The following is a 19,262-nucleotide window of genomic DNA, read 5'->3' as shown; positions in this document are numbered from 1 at the left end:
TTTGAGTTTTAGGAGAGAATATGGAAGAAAAATTTTTAGATATTTTAGAAGATATTTGCGGAGATGAAGTAGTAAGAGAAGACTTGGATATTAATATGGTTGAAGAGGGTCTGATTGACTCATTAGACTTTATTGAACTTATTGTAGCAATAGAAGATGAATTTGGAGTAAAAATAGAACCTTCAGAATATACAAGAGAAGAATTTGATACTCCAAATAAAATTATGAATATAATAAAAAGTAAGATGTAATTAAATTAATTTCAAAAAATAAAAATGGATTGTAGATTTAACTCTACAATCCATTTTTTTATTCCAAAACTATTAAAAGTTGGTCTGTGTCGATGGTGTCATTTTCTTTGATTAGGATTGATTTTACAATTCCTTCTGATTTGGATAGTATGTTGGTTTCCATTTTCATGGCTTCCACTACTACCAATGGGTCGTTGACTGATACTTTGTCGTTTTCTTTGACTAGGACTTTTACGACTCTTCCTGGAATTGATGCCCCGATTTCTTTGTCGTTGTTAGGATCTGCTACTGATAGGTTGTCTTCTTCACGTTCTGTGATTTTTGCAGATTCATCGAACACTTTTACTTCACGTCTGTTTCCGTTGACTTCATAAGTGAAGTTACGATAGCCGTCTTTTTCCAATCTTCCTTTTTCTATTAGTTTGATGATAAGGATTTTGCCTTCTTCTATTGGAACTTCGACTGTTTCTTTTTCATTTATTCCTTGGAAGAATGTTGGGGTGTCCATGTAAGTGAAGTTGCCCTTTGTTTTTCTGTAGTCTAGGTAATCTTCAAATACTTTTGGATAAAGTGCGTGTGATACGATGTCTTTTTCGTCGAATTCCATTTTGTATTTGTCTTCTAAATCTTTTGTGTCTTTGTCGAAATCAAATGGGTCGATGTAAAGTCCCGCTCTTTTTGTGATTGGCTTTTCATCTTTTAATACGATTTTTTGTAATTTTTCGTTAAATCCACCTTCAGGTTGTCCCATCATTCCTTTGAAGAATGATATTACTGAGTCTGGGTAGTCCAGATTTTTGCCTTTTTCGTAGATATTTTCAGGAGTGAGCCCATTGGCCACCATGAATATAGCCATGTCTCCGACCATTTTGGATGATGGTGTAACTTTGATGATGTCACCTAGCATGTCGTTGACTTTTTTGTACATTAATTTTACTTCGTCGAATTTTTCTCCAAGTCCGAACGATTCTACTTGTGGTTTGAGGTTGGAATATTGTCCTCCAGGAATTTCGTAGCGATAAATTTCTGTTGTACCACTTTTCAAATCGCTCTCAAATTGTGAGTAGTATGAGCGAACGTCTTTGTAGTAGTTGCTGATTTTGTCGCAGTTTGAAAGGCTGATTCCTGTTTGACGTGGAGTGTTTTCAAGAGCTGCTACGACTGAGTTGAGTGCAGGTTGGCTTGTGAGTGAACTCATTGAGTTGAAGCAAGTGTCCACTATGTCAACTCCGGATTCACAAGCGTTTATTATCGTAGCGACTCCGTTTCCTGTGGTGTCGTGTGTGTGCAAATGAATTGGAACAGAGACTTCGTTTTTCAATGCTGAGATTAGCTTCGTTGCTGCGTATGGTTTTAACAGTGCGCTCATGTCTTTGATTGCTATAATATTTGCGCCGATTGATTCTAGTTCCTTCGCTTTTTTTACGTAATATTCTAGTGAGTATTTGTCTCTTGTTTCGTCCAAGATGTCACCTGTGTAGCAAAGCGTTGCTTCCAAGATTTTTCCTTGTTCAAGTACGCTGTCACACGCAAGTCTAATTCCGTCGATGTAGTTTAATGAGTCGAACACTCTGAACACGTCGATTCCATTTTCAGCGGCTTTTTGTACGAATTTTACCACGACATTATCTGGATAATTTTTGTATCCTACGGTGTTGTTTCCACGAAGTAGCATTTGGAATAAAATGTTCGGAATTCTTTTGCGAAGTTCTTGTAGTCTAATCCAAGGATCTTCCTTCAAAAATCTGTAGCTTACATCAAATGTTGCGCCACCCCACATTTCCAAACTGAACAAGTCCTTCATCAATTCATTGGTAGCTTCTGCGATAGGAAGCATATCTCTTGTTCTCATTCGTGTCGCCATCAATGATTGGTGCGCATCTCTTAGTGTTGTGTCTGTAATTAGAAGTTTATCTTGGTTCAAAATCCAATCGCTAAGTCCCTTAGTGCCTTTTTCTTCGAAAATATCTTTGGTTCCTGTAGAATTTGTCTTGGTAAATTCTGGAATTTGTGGAATGTTGTATTCTTTTTTCTCACCTCGAATGGAGCGTTCGCTGATGAAATTCAACACCTTTAATTCCTTATCAGTTGATGGTTTGATGTCGAAAAGTTCAGGGTTTTTGGAAATAAATCCAGTGTCACACACTCCCTTGTGGAATTCTTCTGTGTTTAGAACGTTGATGATGAAGCCGATATTTGTCTTCACGCCGCTGATTTTAGTTTCTCTCAAAGCACGGATTGCTTTGTTTATTGTGTCGTTGAATGTTCTGGAGAAAGCAGTGATTTTAACCAAAAGCGAATCGTAATATGGTGTGATTACTGAGCCTGTGAATCCATTTCCACCGTCAAGTCTCACGCCGAATCCGGAACTTGTACGATACAAATCAATCTTACCAGTATCAGGCATGAAATTATTCGCAGGATCTTCTGTCGTGATACGGCATTGAATTGCATAACCGTTGCAGTGAACATCGTCTTGTGAATAAATTCCTATCTCATCTGAATCAAAACTTTTGCCGTCTGCTATCAGAATTTGAGTTTGAACGATATCTATTCCAGTGATAAGTTCACTAACTGTGTGTTCTACTTGAACTCTTGGGTTTACTTCGATAAAATAGTGGTTTTCGTCTTCGTCAACCAAAAACTCCACAGTACCGGCATTTGTGTAGCCAACTTCCTTGCAGATTTTGATGGCATCGTTGTGAAGTTCGTCCTTCGTTTTGTCTGAAATCGAAAATGCAGGAGCAAATTCCACAACCTTTTGGTGACGTCTTTGAATGGAACAATCTCTCTCGTATAAGTGAAGAATATTTCCGTGATTGTCGGCTATAATTTGCACTTCAATGTGTTTTGGATTGCGGATGTATTTTTCGATAAACATATCGTCTGATCCGAAAGCTTTCTTGGATTCGTTTTGTGCGCTGACGAAAGAACTCATCAAATCGGATTCTTTTTCGACAATTCTCATTCCACGTCCGCCACCACCAGCACATGCTTTTACCATAACTGGATAGCCGATTTGGTTTGCGATTTCCAATGCTTCATTTTTATTTCTGATAGGAGTTTCCACGCCTTCAATAGTTTGTACGCCAGCTTTTTTGGCAACTAACTTCGATTGGACCTTGTCACCTAAACTATGTAGAACTGATTCGTCAGGACCCACGAAAATTATTCCGTTTTCCTTGCAACGTCTAGCAAATTCTGCATTTTCACTCAAAAATCCATAACCAGGATGAATGGCATCGCAGTGTTTGGATTTTGCAATCGCAATGATTTTTTCGATATCTAAATAACTCGACAAAGGAGATGCCGCATCTTTTATCAAATACGATTCGTCAGCCTTTGTTCTGAAAAGGGAAGTCTTGTCCTCTTCGCTATAAATCGCAACGCTTCTTATTCCAAGCTCACTACAAGCTCTGAAAATTCTAATAGCAATCTCGCCACGGTTTGCCACTAGAAGTTTTTTTATTTTATCCATATTACACCTCTTTAAATTTGGACATATTCAATATTATTTCGGTCTAACAATTCAATCGCATACTCATCCACACGATAAGCCTCGTGATAATAAATCTTGCTAATTCCAGCTTGAATTAAAGATTTCGTGCAGTTCAAACAAGGAAAATGAGTCACATAACAAATACAACCCTTCACAGCAATTCCTTCTTTCGCACAATACAACAAAGCATTCATCTCCGCGTGAATCGTAGCAATACAATGTCCGTCACGCAAAGTGTGACCAACCTCGTCACAGTGAGGATTGCCACTAATAGCACCATTGTAACCTGTCGATACAATCCTGTTGTCAGAATTCACCAACACACAACCAACAAACGCCCTGTCACAAGTGCTTCGTGTCGCAACATTCAATGCCAAATCCATAAAATATTCATTCCAAGATTTTCTCATATTGACCTCTCATCATCATTAAAAAATTTCTTTACCTTTAATATTATCATAAAAGCAAAAAAAGAAAAACTGAAAAGCTACAAAAGCACACACAAAAAAAGCCACACAATGTGGCTTAGTGAAATAAAAATATTTACAAAATTATGCGTTGATTTTCTTTTCAAGAGCTGTGGTCAAAACTTCAGAATAATTGATATTTTGACGATCACAAAGTCTAACCAACCATTCAGGAACTGTAACATTTTTTCTGATGGTTTTGTTGTTTTTGATAAATGGTGTGGGATCAACTTGAATCATAGAAGTAAATCCATCTTCGACTTTTATTTTAGTAATATCACTTGGTTTAGGAAGTGGAATATCTTCATCAATGAAAGTAGCCAGCACGCTTTCTAACATTTGATGTGCGTTTACCATTGCTTCTTCGATATTATCTCCTTCAGTTCCACCGCCAAACTCTGGGAACTCTACCCAATATGAATCTTCTTCTTTATGAAAAATAGCAGGATATGATTTTAACATCGTCTAACCTCCTTATGCTTTAATAATACGCATAATGCGCATAAAAGTCCAGCACTGTATTAGAATAATATAGGATATAATAAAAAATAGAAAGAGTTGAGGCAATGAAAAGTACAACTGCAGAAAATTTCAGAGATAATTTATCCGAAATGATTGATGAATTAATAAAATCAAATGAACACCTAAAAGTTACAACTAAAAATTATGGTGTCGTAAGTTGTATGCTTGACTAAGTAAAGAATTTATAATACAATTATGTTACGATGTAACACAATAAAAGGAGTGATTTTATGGCTACTATAACGATTAGATTGAGCGAATCGGATAAGGAACTTTTCACAAATGTTTCAAAAGAAAAAAACAAAACTTTATCCGACTGGGCAAGAGAATCATTATTGGAAAAAATCGAACAAGAGTATGATGAAAAAATAATTAATGAGTATCTGTTAAACAAAGACCAAATGAAATTTTACAGTAATGATGAGGTAAAAAAAGAGTTGGGTATATGAGGGTTATTTATTCAGAAAAATCACTAAAATCCTTGAAAAAACTCGATAAGCCTATTCAAAAAATGATTATTCATTATATGGAGAAAGTAGGTCAATTAGAAGAGCCACGTGCAAGAGGTAAGGCATTGTCAGCCAATTTGAGAGGATTTTGGCGATACAGAGTGTCGAACTACAGAATTATTTGCGAGATTGATGACGATAAATTAATAATCTGCGTTGTAGAAGTCGATCATAGGAAAAATATATATAAATGTTGAAAAAAGTTATTTGTAGTACGAGCTTTAATTCTACAAATAACTTTTTTATTTGCAAATCTCAAAACTTTTACACACACCAAAAAAAGCCACACAATGTGGCTTTTAATTACTCATTTATGAACAAGTTTGGTGCTGTATAATATTTTCTGGCGCCACTTACGACGTTATCTTTTCCGATTCGTGTGTAAGGGGCGATCAAGTGTTTGTTGTAGATGAACAGTCCCACGACTTGTGTGAATTTGTTGAGTACGGGAGATTTTTCTTCGAATTCCAAGAACTCGCACTTATTCATATCGTAATATTCTTGGAATACGTAGCCTGTGCGGATAAATTCTGGAAGTTTTTCTTTCAAATCATCTTCTCTCATTTCACGGCCAACGTATATTCCAAGTGAAGCGTAGCCGTCGATTGGCTTGAAGATGTATTTATCCTTGTTCATTATGATTTCGTAGGCATCACGTTCTTCGATTTTTTTCGTAAATGGAACGTGTTCGTCGATGAATTTCTTTTCTTCAGTGTTAAGTAGCGCTTGTGTTTGTTCGTCTCTGAAGATTTCGAATATTAGCTTGGAGTGCATCAATTGTGATCTGAATGATCCTACCATGAAGAATGCATTGTCCATGTACGCATCCAAGAATGGTTTGATTTGATCTTTTATTTTCAACAATTCTAATGTCACGATTCTTCTGTAAACCAAATCTATCACATAATCTCCGTGGCACAATTTGCCGTTTTTGTATTCCAAATCTCTGATGTCGATGATTTCGCAGTTGAATCCATTTTCTTCGTAGACTCTTTTGAATTCGTCAAATTCGTTTGGAGTTCCCACTTCCAAATTATCCACGATTGCAATGTTTGGTTTCTTATCGGATACGTATTTCTTGTACATATCAGCTGTTTCCCAAACCCATGGATTGAACATGTCGATGTTTTCGACTGAGTGTTTTTCCATAAATTTTTGCATAGCTTTTGTTTGAAGAAGAAGTTGTCCTAGTGTGTTGTCTTCGTTCATCGCAGATGATCCGTCTGTGTTGAGTTCACAAAGCATGTAGTTTACTCCGTCGTAGAACACGTCGTAGCGACAAATCGGAACTGGAACATCGTATCCTGGATCGTGAAGCACTAGCTCTTCAATTGTTGGATCTAATTGGAACAGTTTACGATATTCAGGATTTTTCACAAATTCTTTTGTGATTTTGTCTGTAATGCTCATCAAAATATTTGAAATGTATACAAAATCTGAGCGGTTCTTTTTGTTGTAGAAAAGTCCTTGGTAGGTCATAGGGATTGGTTCTCCGTGATAAATCGCCTTTGACACTTTTGTTTTGGCGATAAAATCCACGAAATCCCTGTAATACATGTCCTCGTCTTCTCTTACTATTTTATATAATTCTAATGAATATTCGTCATTATACATCTAAATCCTCCAATTTTAATTCATTTGCAACTACAGCTTCACGAAGCCCTTTTTCCTTGTAAATTTTCTCGAACTGATCTCTTGGATTCATTCCTTTTTCCAACATTTCTTCTAGTGGAATTAAATATCCGATTTCATTTGCAGGAAGTCCGTTTTTTGCCATATCCACAAGCATTTTGCAAAACTCTAACATGTTTACATTCATGAATGTAGCATCCAGTCCTTTTCTGCGTGCATCTAGTTTTGCTTTCATGCAATTTTCATACGTCATGTTTTTGAAAAGCTCTGATAATTTGTCCAAATTAGTCTCGTCGTAGAACAATCCTTTGATTAGAGCGACTGCTGAGAAATTAAGTGGATATTTGATTTCGTCCATCATTCTGATTTCGATGTATCGTTTCGCCCTTACATCTGGAAATACTATTGATAATGCGTGGAAAATCAAACCAGTGTCCTTCACATCTTCAAATACTTCCTTGAAAGTTGTCTTTCCGACATAATAAGGTTCGTGGTTTTCATCAATTGAGAAAATTAATGGCGTGTTCAAAATATGTTCGGCGTATTTTTTGTAGCTCAAATCATCATCGAAGCTAAACTTATACATACCAGATCTGTCAGTGTCTGTGTTTTCCCAAATGATTTCTCTCATGTTACGACTTTTTGCTGGTTTCCCTTCGAAAATATATGCATTGTCGAACAATGTGTAGAAAACAGGCGACAAACAGTTTGCGATTTTGTATTTCTTACAGAAATCTTTTTCTGATGAATAGTCGATGCTTGCTTGCAACGAACAAGTTCCCTTCATCATGTTGTGAGCCATATCTCCTCTTTCGTTGAAATATTTGTACATAAAATCGTATCTTTTTTTAGGCAAGATTTTAATCTCGTCGATTTTAGTCACAGGATGATATCCCAAAGTCACCATGGCTTGGTTTTTCTTATCGAAAATTTCAACAAGATTTCTCATATTTTTGATGTAAATATCTTTTAACTCATCAATGTTCCACTTCGATGACAATGCAACCTCAAACTGACTTCCAGGTTCTGTCGACACTGCCAAATCATCATTTTCAAGTCCAAGAATGTAATCTCCTTCTTTGTAAGCTGCACATCCATGATTGTGAAGTTCTCTGAGAGTTTCGCCGACGCCTTTTTCTCCCCAGTACGACACAGTTTTCAAACTATCCTTGTCTATGATGAAATGTTCCATTTCCATTCCAATAGTGAAATCTTCTTTTAGTTTTTCTCCGCTTTTGATGTAGTTAATTACAGCTTCAAGCTGTTTTTCGTAATCCATTTTTACTCCTTTTTAAGGTCCGCCACAATAATATCGCAAATTTTTATCAAATCTTCGGGAGCGATTTTGATTTGTGCTCCGATTTTGCCGCCAGACACATAGATATATTCTTTATTTTCACAACTCTCGTCGATAAAAGTCTTAAATTTTGTTTTCATTCCGATGGGAGAACAACCACCTCTAATGTAGCCGGTAGTTTTTAATAAATCTTTTACATGAATCATTTCGAGTTTTTTCACTCCGGCTATTTTCGCACACTTTTTCAGATCAAGCTCGTCTTTTACAGCTACAACGAACACGAAATTTTCGTTCGTATTGGAAATTGTGACAAGTGTTTTGAACACGTAAGCTTCATCTTCGTTTAATTTGCTTGCGACATTTTCGCCACTCACATCGTCTCCTACGGAGTATTCTATATATTTATACCCAATTTTTTGTTTGTCGAGTATTCTCATTGCGTTAGTTTTTTTCATAAACTCATCCTTTCATTATTAATATTATACTACAAGTGAAAATATTTGTTGTTTTATAAAATTTATCGAATATTTACTTGCGTAAATTGTCTGTTTATGGGTAAATATATACGAGGAGGAATTTTAATGGAACACAAATTAAACATTAGATATATATACCACAGTTCATTTTCTTTGGAATTTGAAGACAAGATTATTATTTTCGATTATTTTCAAGGAACTTTGCCAAAAAATGTGAACGATAAGAAGGTGATTTTCGTGGTGACTCATTCACATGCGGATCACTACAACGAGAGTATTTTTGATTATGAAAATGCGAGTGACATTACATACATTGTCTCAGAGGATGTTTACGAAGAGGTTTTTGATTATGATACGAAAGACAATGTTGTGTTTTTGGGACAAGATAATATCGAAGAATTGAAGAAGCATTTCGACAAGAAGGTTATCAAACTTGAAGTTGGTGAATCGACATCTGTCTACGGAGTTGATTTTACAGCGCTTGGTTCGACTGATATGGGAATTAGCGTGTATTTTGAAGCGAACCATTTGAAATTTTTCTTCGCAGGAGATTTGAACAATTGGGTGTGGGAAGAAGACACCGAAGAAGAAAAACAAAAGATGCAACAAGATTTCTCCAAGGAAATCGACAAGATTGGACACGTTGACATTGGATTTTTCCCGGTGGATCCTAGATTAAAGGAAAGATACGATTTGGGTGTGAATGAATTTGTCGACAAATGCAATCCGAAAGTTTTGTTCCCAATGCATTTCACAAAAGATCCAACGATTGTGGACAAATTTATCGACACTCACGATTACGAGGATTGCAAGATTGTGAATATGAAAAAAGAACACGATACGTTTCAAGTTATAATAAAATAATTGATTTAATATAATATTTTTGGTAAAATTAATATTACAAAAGGGAGTAGCTTAAAAATATTGTGTCGTCATTACGGTTGAAACCCGGCACAAGGCCACTTTGGTTAGCAAGACTTTTGCCAGAAATGGTGAAAGTTTTTTTTATTATGTAAATTAACAGGAGGTAAGAGATTGGATTGGTACAAGGAATCTAATGACAGTGTTATCAAAAGTTTGGATACTGACGAAAACAATGGTCTATCCGACAGTAAGGTAGCTAGTTTATTAGAAAAATACGGCAAGAACGTATTAAAAGAAAAGAAGAAAAAGTCCATGGCAGCCAAATTAAAGGATCAATTTTTGGATCCGATGATAATTATTTTGCTATTGGCATCTATTTTATCCATGGCTATTGGGGAAGTCACAGATAGTATTATTATCATCGCTATCGTTATTGTGAATGCGGTGCTTTCGATTTATCAAGAAGGTAAAGCGGAACAAGCAATAGAAGCTTTGCAAAAAATGGCAAGTCCTAAAGCCAAGGTCATCAGAAATGGCAAGATTATGGAAGTGGATTCACAAAACTTGGTTCCAGGAGATATCGTTGAATTGGAAACGGGAGATATTATTCCTGCGGATTTGAGATTGTTGGAATCTACTAACTTGAAAATCGACGAGTCATCGTTGACTGGTGAATCAGTTGCTGTAGAAAAAAATGCAAAGGATGAAATCACAACAGATGCAGGAATTGGCGACAGAACAAACATGGCATACAGTTCTTCTATCGTAAGCTACGGTAGAGCGAAGGGTGTCGTTGTAGAAACTGCACAAAATACAGAAATCGGTAAAATTGCAACGAGTTTGTCACAAGTTGAAGACGAAGAAACTCCTCTTCAAAGAAAATTGGCACAATTATCTAAGCAATTGGGTATCATAACTGTTGTTGTGTGTGCAATTGTATTTGCAGTTGGATATTTCTTGTATGATTTTGGTGCGTTGAACATGTTGATGACTGCGGTATCACTTGCAGTTGCAGCGATTCCAGAAGGACTTCCAGCTATCGTTACAATCGTGCTTAGTTTGGGAATGGGAAGAATGGCAGAGAAAAACGCCATCGTAAAGAAACTTTTGGCTGTTGAAACATTGGGAACAACTACTGTAATTTGTTCCGACAAGACTGGTACATTGACTCAAAACGAAATGACTGTGAAGAAAATCTACGTCGATGGAACTGATGTCGATGTCACAGGAACAGGATACAAACCTGAAGGCGATTATTTGATTGAAGACCGTAAAATGCAAGAAGATGACATCAAATCTCTTAACACTTTGCTTCACATAATGAGTCTTACAAATGATTCGAAATTAATCGAAGAAGACGGAACGTACAAGATTGTGGGAGATCCTACAGAAGGAGCGCTTCACACAGCAGCCGGAAAACAAAACATCACAAAAGAAGAATCCAATCAAAATTATCCTAGAATAGAAGAAATTCCATTCGATTCCGAAAGAAAGATGATGACTACATTCCACGATAAATTCTTATCTGACAAGATTATTTCCTTCACAAAAGGTGCACCAGATATAATTATTGAAAAATGTAGCAAGATTTTAATCGACAACGAAATAAAACCACTAACAGAAGAATTAAAACAAAAATTGTTGAATAAAAACAGCGAATACGCAAAACAAGCACTTCGTGTACTGGCTTATGCACTTCGTGAACACGATGATTTGCCAAATGAAATTACATCTGAAAACATCGAAAAAAACATGGTATTTGTAGGATTATCAGGAATGATAGACCCACCAAGACTAGAAGTAAAAGATGCAATCGAAGAATGTAAAACAGCGGGAATCACACCAGTTATGATTACTGGGGACTATTTGGAAACAGCAGTAGCAATCGCGAAAGATTTGGGGATTTGTACAGACGACTCACAAGCAATCATGGGAGCTGAACTTAACAACATGACAGACGATGAAATCCGTGAAATCGTCAAAGAAAAGAGAGTTTATGCGAGAGTTTCTCCACAAAACAAAGTACAAATCGTAACAGCATTGAAAGAAAACGGACACATTGCAGCAATGACAGGTGACGGAGTCAACGATGCACCTGCAATCAAAAAAGCAGACATCGGAATTGCGATGGGAATCACTGGAACAGACGTTGCGAAGAACACTTCAGAAGTTATCCTTACAGACGACAACTTTGCGACAATTGTTCATGCAGTAGAAGAAGGAAGAATAATTTACTCGAATATCAAAAAATTCGTATCGTTCTTACTAAGCTGTAACATCGCAGAAATTCTTATCGTATTCTTGGCGATAATGTTTAAATGGGACACACCATTTATCCCAATTCAATTATTATGGTTAAACTTAGTGACAGACTCATTCCCAGCAATGGCTCTTGGAGTTGAAAAAGGAGAAGCTGACATCATGAACAGAGCTCCTCGTTCACCAAAAGAACCAATCATCGACAAGAACATGAGACTAAGCATCATCGTTCAATCATTGGCAATCACAGTTGCGACATTATTTGCGTACAACTACGGATTGAACCACTTCGATGGCCACATCGAATCTGCAAGAACAGTTGCATTTGCAACATTGATATTATCAGAATTACTAAGAAGTTATTCAGTAAGAAGTGAACACAAATCAGTATTCCAAATCGGATTATTCTCTAACAAAGCATTAGTAATGGGAACATCACTATCACTATTCTTAATGCTAGCAGTAATCTACATTCCTGGAGTAAATGATGTATTCGAAACAATACCACTTCACCTTGAACACTACAAAGTAATCCTTCCATGTGCATTGTTGCCATTCGCAGCAGGAGAAATATTAAAAGCAGTAAAAAGCAAAAAATAATAGACAACAATAAAGGCGTATCGTGTGATACGTCTTTTTTAGTGGGGTGCTGTGTGAAAGAATAAGGAATTAATAAACTAATTGAAAAAGTTTATCTTTACGAATCTTTTTGGCCTCCCAATATTATTCTGTGTATTTTTATCGATAAATTCGCCGTAACCATTTTCTACTAAGCTGTTGATTATTCTATTAGCACTTCTAACGCTGAGTTCTAATATTTCCGATATTTCATAACTGGAAAATTCATACTTATTTAAATTGATCATAGCATCATACAACTGATGAATTCTTTTTGGAATAACACCGGTATCTTCTGATATTTCTAAAATTTCCTCATCGGTGATTAAATTTATAGGATGTAGTTTTTCATTATCATTATAATAATGAAATGCTATTCCATCAAAATAAGTGATATTATTAGAATCATCATTAAGAGCTTTTTGGGAATTTTTTAATGCCTTTTTTACTGAGATATCAGATCCAATACCTGCTATAAAATTAGTTAATTCATATTCTTGTAAAAAATTTGAAACTAGTGCCATGTTGAATCTGTTATTATAGTAATTTTTTGTTGAAATTATCGTGATGCTATTATCCTCATTAAAATCAACAAAAGCATCTATGGATTTTGAAAATTTTACAAACGGCTTTTTATAATCTAAGACATTAATCTGATTAATCGGTTGAAACCTATAAACCATAATTTTCGATTTATCTAATTTTGATATTTTTATTTCAAGCAACAAGTCTTCAATATTATTTTTTAAATCTATAATTGAGGGAAACATTCTATAGACTGGAAGATCTAAGCTTTTGAAAAGAGAATAAATATATCCATATGAGGTAACTACATAATCTATTTTTTTATCATGAAATAGTTTTAAGTGTTTTGTTATATAATAATCTTCGTTTTTTTCAGGTTTCGATTCTTCTATGTAGAAGTTACTGATTGAATAGTTGAAATCGTTGATAATATCTTCAATAGTTGTGTCAGAAATAATATCAAATGATAATCTTGTTTGAGATTTCAAGCAATTATCAGCTTTCATTTTTTCCAAGCATTTTATCAAAGATATTGAACCATGTTTTGCGAATGAAATAGGAACATTAATGTCGTATTTTAATAATTCAAAGTAAACGCCCATTCCAGTTACAAAAATACCATCAATATCTTCGGTAATATTAACTATTATGTCTTTTATTTTTTTAACTTTGTCCAAAACTAAATTACAATAGGAGATATCTTCAAAGTCTTTATCAATAATTTTATTTATTAAACTAACACTTTCCTGAGTGCCTATAATTGCTAATTTCACCATTTTACTCTCCTCAATAAAATTCATCTTATGTATATTATATCAAAATAAAAAAATTTTAAAATAAATTGCAAAAACACTTGACAAAAATATAAAAAGACATAATAATATAATTAAAGACATAAAAAAGACATAAAACAAAAATGAAAAAGAAAGGAAGTATTTTATGGACAATCAATTTTTTTATGCAAATCACCCACTAATGTACATAGCGTGTTCAGTGGGAATATTGTTGGTATTATTTCAAGCAACTGTAGTTTTGAAAAAAACTATAAAATGTGCTAAAGAAAAAGGCATGGATGAAAAGAAGATAAAAAAAGGAATTACTACTAGTGCAATATCTAGTATAGGACCTGCTCTAGGAATTGTCGGAAGTATCTTGGCCTTAATTGTTTCATTAGGTGCACCTGTTACTGCTCTTAGGATGAGTGTAATTGGTGGAACAAATTACGAAACAATGGCAGCTAATTTTGGAGCTAAAGCGTTAGGTTCAGAACTTTCTACAAAAATGGATCCAGTTGTTTTTGCAAACGCTTTATGGGTTCCAGCTCTAGGTGTAATGGGTTGGTTGATTATTATGTTCATTTTTGGTCATAGAATGGATAAAATAAATAATTTATTAACAGGTGGAAGAGAAGCTCTTCTACCAGCAGTAAGTGTTGGAGCAATGCTAGGAGCATTTGCATATTTTAATATTGACAACTTAATGAAAATTACAGTTAAACCTCAACTAGCAATTTCTACAATAACAGGGTTTATAATTATGGTTATTTGTCAATTGATTGGCAAAAAAGCGAACTGGGTTAAACAATGGTCACTAACATTTGCTATGTTTGGTGGCGCAATTGTTGCAAGCTTTTTTATGTAGGAGGTAAATTATGAATACTTATGAAAAATACACAAAAGATGTACAAAAGTTTGGAAGAATGACTATGATTCTAGGAATGATAGCTGTTTTATTGCCAGCTTTGTTTATGGCTTTTTACTTTAAAATTTTGCCACCTGCAACGGCTATTATTGCGGGAACAATAAGTCAAATTTCAGTTTCAGGGGCATTCTACATCAGTGAGCCTATAAGCTATTATCCAATCCTTGGATCTACAGGTTTATACGTTTCAACATTGTCTGGAAACAGCGTTAATATGAAAATTCCAGCTGCAGCAACATCAATTGAAGCATCAGGATATAAAGCGGGTACAGAAGAAGGTCAATTAATGGGAACTATGGGAGTAGCGGTTTCAGTTTATGTAGCAGTATTCTTCGTTATATTAGCAACAGCGTTAGGTCAAGGAGTTATATCAAACATTCCAGACTCAATTAAAAATGTTTTGACATTAATAATTCCTGCCTTATATGGTGGTATATTTGCTCAATTTTCGGTAAAATCCTATAAAACTGGAATATTTGCTCTAGTTGTTTCATTTATTATGACAAATTTAATGGCATTTTTAAACTTGAAAAACTTATCATTCGTAATCACGTTGACAACAGTATTTTCATCAATTGCATTTGCCAAAACTCAACTTGAAACTATAAAGAAGAACAGTTAGGAGCGATTTATGGTAGACTTAGAAAAACTAAAGAATATATTCAAGGAGTTAGTTAACATATACTCTCCATCAAAAAATGAAAAAGAAGCATGCGATTATGTTGTAAATTACTTGAAAAATTTAGGTTGTGAGATTTATCTTGACGAATCACAACATAAATATGGTGGTAATTGTCCTACGATATTTTCTGTACTAAGAGGAAACAAAAATGGTGCTGTGACACTTTCTGCTCACATTGACGTCGTGGAACCTAACAAAGGTGTCAAGATAATAGAAGAGGGAAATATTATAAAAACAGATGGTAGCACAACATTAGGTGGAGATGACAAGGCTGGAGTCGCTGTCATACTTTATGCATTAGAATATCTAGTAAAAAATAAAATAGAGCATGAAGATATTTATTGTATGATAACTCCGGGAGAAGAAGCTGGAATGTTAGGAGCGAGAAATATTGATTGGGAAGAAGTTTATAAGCATATTAATCCTGCAAAGAATACAATTGTGCTAGATAATGCAGGAAAATCCAAATATATTGCTTATCAAGCGCCAGCGTGCAATAACTTTGAAATAACAGTCCATGGCAAGAAAGCACATGCAGGAATAGAGCCTGAAAAGGGAATAAGCTCTATACAGGTAATTTCTGAAATTATCTCCAAAATGGATATTTTGAGAATAGATGAGCTTACTACCGCAAATATTTCTTACATTAACTCAGATTTTCCAACTAACGTAGTTCCGGATAAAACAATTTGTAAAGGTGAACTAAGATCTCACTCATATGAAAAAATTCAAAGCGTTTTGAATTCATACGAAAGTATATGTAAAGAGGTCTGTGAAAGATTTGATGCATCTTATGACTTTGATTACATTCAAGCTTATCCACTATTAAGATCAACAGATGATTTAAAATTTGCAAAGTTATTCCAAGACTGTTACAAGAAAATAGGAGTAGATAGCGAGTTACAAGTAATTGGCGGAGGATCTGATGCGAATTTTTATGCTGAACAAGGCTTCAATGCAATTATTATCGGTGTAGGAATGCAAAAAGTTCATACTACTGATGAGTATCTTGAGGTTGACGAAATGAAAATAGCAGCTGAGGTATTGTTGGAATACCTTATGAGAGATTAGTATGAATATTATTGAAAAAGTTAAAGAGTATGAAAGTTTTCTGATTAAAGAAAGAAGAATTCTTCATCAGATACCAGAAATAGGATTAGATACTTATCAAACTTGTGAAGAACTGGAGAAAGTATTAATTGAGCACAAAATACCCTACAGAAAAGTTCTTGGATCAAGAGGAATTATAGCATTGGTTGATTCAGGTAAGCCTGGAAAATGCCTAGCTATAAGAGCAGATATGGATGCACTTGAAATAAAGGAAGAAACTGATTTGGATTTCAAATCACACAATGGATTTATGCATGCATGTGGACATGATTGTCACATGGCAGATGCTCTTACTACATTATTAGTTTTGAATTCTATTAAAAAAGAATTTTCAGGAGTTGTGAAATTTATTTTTCAACCTGGAGAAGAGTATCCTGGTGGAGCTGAGTTGATGATAAAAGAAGGTGCATTAGATAATCCTAAAGTAGACTGCATAATAGGACATCATGTTGGCGGGCTTTTTGCGAGTGTACCTCATGGAAGCATTGGTTTTAAAAGTGGTAATCTTATGGCTTCTATGGATAAATTTGTAATTCGAATTGAAGGAAGCGGTGGACACGGATCTATGCCAGAAGATACAGTTGACCCTATTGTATGTTTAGTAGATATTGTTCAAGCTATAAACAGAATTAAATCAAGAGAAATTAGTTCTTCTGAAAAATGTGTAATTTCTGTATGTAAAGTAAATTCTGGAATTAATCAAAATATAATACCTTCAGATGCTGAAATTGAAGGAACAGTAAGAACATTTAATGATGATGTTAGAAAATATATAAGAAAGAGAATAGGGGAAATTTCTGAATATTATTCACAAGGTAATAGATGTAGTGTAAGTTATGATTATGCATGGAAGTATCCACATCTTTCAAACAATGATAATATTATTAAGTTATTAAAAAAATCAACCAAAAAGATATTTTCGGAAGATATAATATACGATATTGAATCTGAAACTATGGCTGGAGATGATATGGCATATTATCTTGAAAAAGTTCCTGGAGCATACTTTATGTTAAGTAACTTAAAAATGGATAAAAACGGAAAAACTTACCCAAATCATCACCCAAAATTTGATATTGATGAAGGTGAATTGTACAAAACTGTTGCAATTTGTGTGCAATTTGCACTTGATTATCTAAGTTAAAAAAACAGGAATCAGTCGATCCCTGTTTTACTATTTATGCGCTATCTTGAAACAGCTGCTGTCATTCCTTTTAACAATTGACCTGTGACGGCGTCTCTTTCATTTTCGTGTTTTTGATGTAGTGCGTTGTATTTTATTGTGTATGTTTGGGATTGTTTGTCCAATTTGATTTCCCAATCTTTTATGTCATCTTTTTCAAGATAATTTTCTTTTAGTTCCATTTCTTTTATTTTGTCTTCGTCCAAGAATACATTATTCTTTCTTTTTTCTTTTGTTTCTGGGTCTTCTCCTTCAAGGTCGAGTCCGTTTTGCACTTTTACTCCATCTTTGCTGACATTAGCTTCGGAGTCGCCGTTTTTTGCGACTATTCCATCTTTTCCGATTTTTGCTTCGGAGTCGCCATTCTTAGCGTCGATTCCGTCTTTTCCGATACTTACTTCTGAGTCACCGTTTTTGATATGTATGCCATTTTCTCCAGAAGTTTTCACGCCAGTATTTCCAACGTTTTTCACTCCACAAGAACTTAGCATTACACATGCCAACAATACTACCAATAATTTCCTCTTCATGATATTATCCTCCTTAAATCTATTATACCCCTTTTATTGATTTGTAACGTGGAAAATGTTTACAAAATGTCAACGATGTGTCAAACAAATTACAACAAGTTTATTTATAAATAATACGCGTGCTTATTTCAAGATTTCTATTTTGCTATGGTATAATAAAGTTGGAGGATAGTATGAATTATTTTAATTACTGGACAAGCGTTCTAGTGGTGTTTGCAATTATATTTTTGTTCGCCAGAACGATTTCAAATGAAAAGCAAATTGTCGCGTTTTTTTCGAAATTAATCTACGTTGTAATTATTCCGGCAAATATTGCGATTAGTTTGAGTGAACTTACGTACAAGAATTTCAACATCAAACTGGGTGTGTTTTTTGTGTATTTGTGGATATTGTCTAAGATTATGATGATGATTTTCCAAATCAACACGAAGGACAAGGATTCGTTGGAACCTGCGTTTATTTTCTCAAATATTATCGTGATGAGGCCTTTTTTGCAAAATGTTATGGACAAGAATATTCTGAACAATCTGGTTATAATTTCTTGCGTGATTTATCTTGTGTACATGCTTTACAAGAGAATTTTCAATGTGACAGACTTTTTGATGGCGATGGGTTTTTCTGTAGCTTTTTGTATTTGTGCGATTTACAAGTTCTCATACGTACTAACTCCTCTGAAAATTATTCAATCAACAAGTTCAGTTGTGATTATAATCGCATTTGCACTTGCAATTTCAAGTATTGATTTGAAAAGCTTATTGGATTTGACATCCATCATGCTTGCTGTTGTGAATTTGCTGATAATTCCAGTGTTTACATACGTCGTAGTGAGTGCTGTGACGAACAATCAGCTGTTGATTAAATCTATAATTATGTACACTGCGATTGGCCCAACGTTTGTGATTTCGTCCGATTTTTATAAGAAAACGAAGACGAGAATTACGGAGCTTGGATTTTTGTTGTCGGTCGTTACGATGTATATTTTGAATTATTTGTTCTTTTAATAGGCGAGTGTTTCGCCTATTTTTTTGCATCAACGAATTGTCAAATCAAATGCAACACTTATGGTAAGAAACCAAAAAGTTCTTCTTTAGGTGTTTTATATTTTATACATTTCCTAGGTCTATTATTCATTAAACT

19 protein-coding genes are annotated in these 19,262 nt (G+C 34.6%); 11 read left to right on the top strand and 8 right to left on the bottom strand.

The annotated features are described in order from the left end of the window. Positions 1 to 20 precede the first annotated feature (20 nt). On the top strand, positions 21 to 251 hold the full coding sequence (dltC, locus tag GKF99_RS04115) for a D-alanine--poly(phosphoribitol) ligase subunit DltC (protein WP_002840398.1): 231 nt from the start codon (positions 21 to 23) through the stop codon (positions 249 to 251). Positions 252 to 309: 58 nt separating this feature from the next. Here dltC and GKF99_RS04110 read toward each other — a convergent pair whose 3' ends face one another. The 3 genes from GKF99_RS04110 to GKF99_RS04100 form a co-directional block, all read right to left on the bottom strand. Beyond that, positions 310 to 3,729, bottom strand: coding sequence for a pyruvate carboxylase (locus tag GKF99_RS04110; RefSeq protein ID WP_154272718.1), 3,420 nt, complete (start codon positions 3,727 to 3,729; stop codon positions 310 to 312). A gap of 11 nt (positions 3,730 to 3,740) precedes the next feature. Next, complete coding sequence (locus GKF99_RS04105; protein WP_002838677.1) at positions 3,741 to 4,160, bottom strand: cytidine/deoxycytidylate deaminase family protein; 420 nt, start codon at positions 4,158 to 4,160, stop codon at positions 3,741 to 3,743. Positions 4,161 to 4,301: 141 nt separating this feature from the next. Continuing rightward, the gene (locus tag GKF99_RS04100; RefSeq protein ID WP_094207779.1) at positions 4,302 to 4,679 is read right to left on the bottom strand and encodes a type II toxin-antitoxin system HicB family antitoxin; all 378 of its coding nucleotides are present in this window, start codon (positions 4,677 to 4,679) and stop codon (positions 4,302 to 4,304) included. Positions 4,680 to 4,783: 104 nt separating this feature from the next. On the opposite strand from GKF99_RS04100, the gene GKF99_RS08805 reads away from it, so the two are divergent. From GKF99_RS08805 to GKF99_RS04090, 3 genes are read left to right on the top strand one after another with little or no spacing between them, the layout of a single operon-like run. Next, the gene (locus GKF99_RS08805) at positions 4,784 to 4,912 is read left to right on the top strand and encodes a hypothetical protein (RefSeq protein ID WP_277752386.1); all 129 of its coding nucleotides are present in this window, start codon (positions 4,784 to 4,786) and stop codon (positions 4,910 to 4,912) included. Between the two features lie 57 nt (positions 4,913 to 4,969). Then, positions 4,970 to 5,188 (top strand): DUF6290 family protein, encoded by a 219-nt coding sequence (locus GKF99_RS04095; RefSeq protein WP_002838701.1) that lies wholly within the window; start codon positions 4,970 to 4,972, stop codon positions 5,186 to 5,188. Beyond that, complete coding sequence (locus GKF99_RS04090) at positions 5,185 to 5,445, top strand: type II toxin-antitoxin system RelE/ParE family toxin (protein WP_002838725.1); 261 nt, start codon at positions 5,185 to 5,187, stop codon at positions 5,443 to 5,445. The genes GKF99_RS04095 and GKF99_RS04090 overlap by 4 nt, the downstream gene beginning before the upstream one ends. 106 nt (positions 5,446 to 5,551) lie before the next feature. Here the strand turns inward: GKF99_RS04090 and GKF99_RS04085 are convergent, their stop codons facing one another. Genes GKF99_RS04085 through ybaK form a run of 3 tightly spaced genes read right to left on the bottom strand, consistent with a single transcriptional unit; the run spans position 5,552 to position 8,632 of the window. Next, a complete protein-coding gene (locus GKF99_RS04085; protein ID WP_154272717.1) occupies positions 5,552 to 6,862 on the bottom strand; it encodes a glutathionylspermidine synthase in 1,311 nt (436 codons plus the stop codon). Then, on the bottom strand, positions 6,855 to 8,159 hold the full coding sequence (locus GKF99_RS04080; protein ID WP_154272716.1) for a glutamate-cysteine ligase family protein: 1,305 nt from the start codon (positions 8,157 to 8,159) through the stop codon (positions 6,855 to 6,857). The genes GKF99_RS04085 and GKF99_RS04080 overlap by 8 nt, the downstream gene beginning before the upstream one ends. Positions 8,160 to 8,161: 2 nt before the next feature. Further along, positions 8,162 to 8,632: a Cys-tRNA(Pro) deacylase gene (gene ybaK, locus GKF99_RS04075; protein ID WP_154272715.1), complete on the bottom strand. Its 471-nt coding sequence runs from the start codon at positions 8,630 to 8,632 to the stop codon at positions 8,162 to 8,164. 126 nt (positions 8,633 to 8,758) lie between these two features. Here ybaK and GKF99_RS04070 point away from each other — a divergent pair, with 126 nt between their 5' ends. Continuing rightward, the gene (locus GKF99_RS04070; protein ID WP_002838696.1) at positions 8,759 to 9,517 is read left to right on the top strand and encodes an MBL fold metallo-hydrolase; all 759 of its coding nucleotides are present in this window, start codon (positions 8,759 to 8,761) and stop codon (positions 9,515 to 9,517) included. Between the two features lie 171 nt (positions 9,518 to 9,688). Then, positions 9,689 to 12,376, top strand: a complete 2,688-nt coding sequence (locus tag GKF99_RS04065; protein WP_154272714.1) for a calcium-translocating P-type ATPase, SERCA-type — start codon at positions 9,689 to 9,691, stop codon at positions 12,374 to 12,376. Between the two features lie 77 nt (positions 12,377 to 12,453). On the opposite strand, the gene GKF99_RS04060 is transcribed toward GKF99_RS04065, so the two are convergent. After that, positions 12,454 to 13,695: a hypothetical protein gene (locus tag GKF99_RS04060; protein ID WP_154272713.1), complete on the bottom strand. Its 1,242-nt coding sequence runs from the start codon at positions 13,693 to 13,695 to the stop codon at positions 12,454 to 12,456. 163 nt (positions 13,696 to 13,858) lie between these two features. Here GKF99_RS04060 and GKF99_RS04055 point away from each other — a divergent pair, with 163 nt between their 5' ends. The 4 genes from GKF99_RS04055 to GKF99_RS04040 are packed head-to-tail and all read left to right on the top strand — an operon-like array spanning position 13,859 to position 17,556. Continuing rightward, positions 13,859 to 14,560 (top strand): DUF5058 family protein, encoded by a 702-nt coding sequence (locus GKF99_RS04055; RefSeq protein WP_154272712.1) that lies wholly within the window; start codon positions 13,859 to 13,861, stop codon positions 14,558 to 14,560. A gap of 10 nt (positions 14,561 to 14,570) precedes the next feature. Then, positions 14,571 to 15,242 (top strand): hypothetical protein, encoded by a 672-nt coding sequence (locus GKF99_RS04050; RefSeq protein WP_094206424.1) that lies wholly within the window; start codon positions 14,571 to 14,573, stop codon positions 15,240 to 15,242. A 9-nt stretch (positions 15,243 to 15,251) separates the two neighbouring features. Next, entirely contained in the window at positions 15,252 to 16,373 is a 1,122-nt protein-coding gene (locus GKF99_RS04045) for a M20/M25/M40 family metallo-hydrolase (RefSeq protein WP_154272711.1), read from the top strand. 1 nt (position 16,374) lies between these two features. Further along, positions 16,375 to 17,556 (top strand): M20 family metallopeptidase, encoded by a 1,182-nt coding sequence (locus GKF99_RS04040; protein WP_154272710.1) that lies wholly within the window; start codon positions 16,375 to 16,377, stop codon positions 17,554 to 17,556. 41 nt (positions 17,557 to 17,597) lie between these two features. On the opposite strand, the gene GKF99_RS04035 is transcribed toward GKF99_RS04040, so the two are convergent. After that, entirely contained in the window at positions 17,598 to 18,125 is a 528-nt protein-coding gene (locus GKF99_RS04035) for a hypothetical protein (RefSeq protein ID WP_154272709.1), read from the bottom strand. 173 nt (positions 18,126 to 18,298) lie between these two features. Here GKF99_RS04035 and GKF99_RS04030 point away from each other — a divergent pair, with 173 nt between their 5' ends. Next, positions 18,299 to 19,126 (top strand): hypothetical protein, encoded by an 828-nt coding sequence (locus GKF99_RS04030; protein WP_154272708.1) that lies wholly within the window; start codon positions 18,299 to 18,301, stop codon positions 19,124 to 19,126. The last annotated feature ends 136 nt before the right edge of the window (positions 19,127 to 19,262 follow it).

This window comes from Finegoldia sp. BIOML-A2, assembly GCF_009678315.1.
GTDB classification, from domain to species: domain Bacteria; phylum Bacillota; class Clostridia; order Tissierellales; family Peptoniphilaceae; genus Finegoldia; species Finegoldia magna.
Note: the sequence above shows the minus strand (reverse complement) of the source record. Positions and strands in the feature narration are given on the sequence as shown.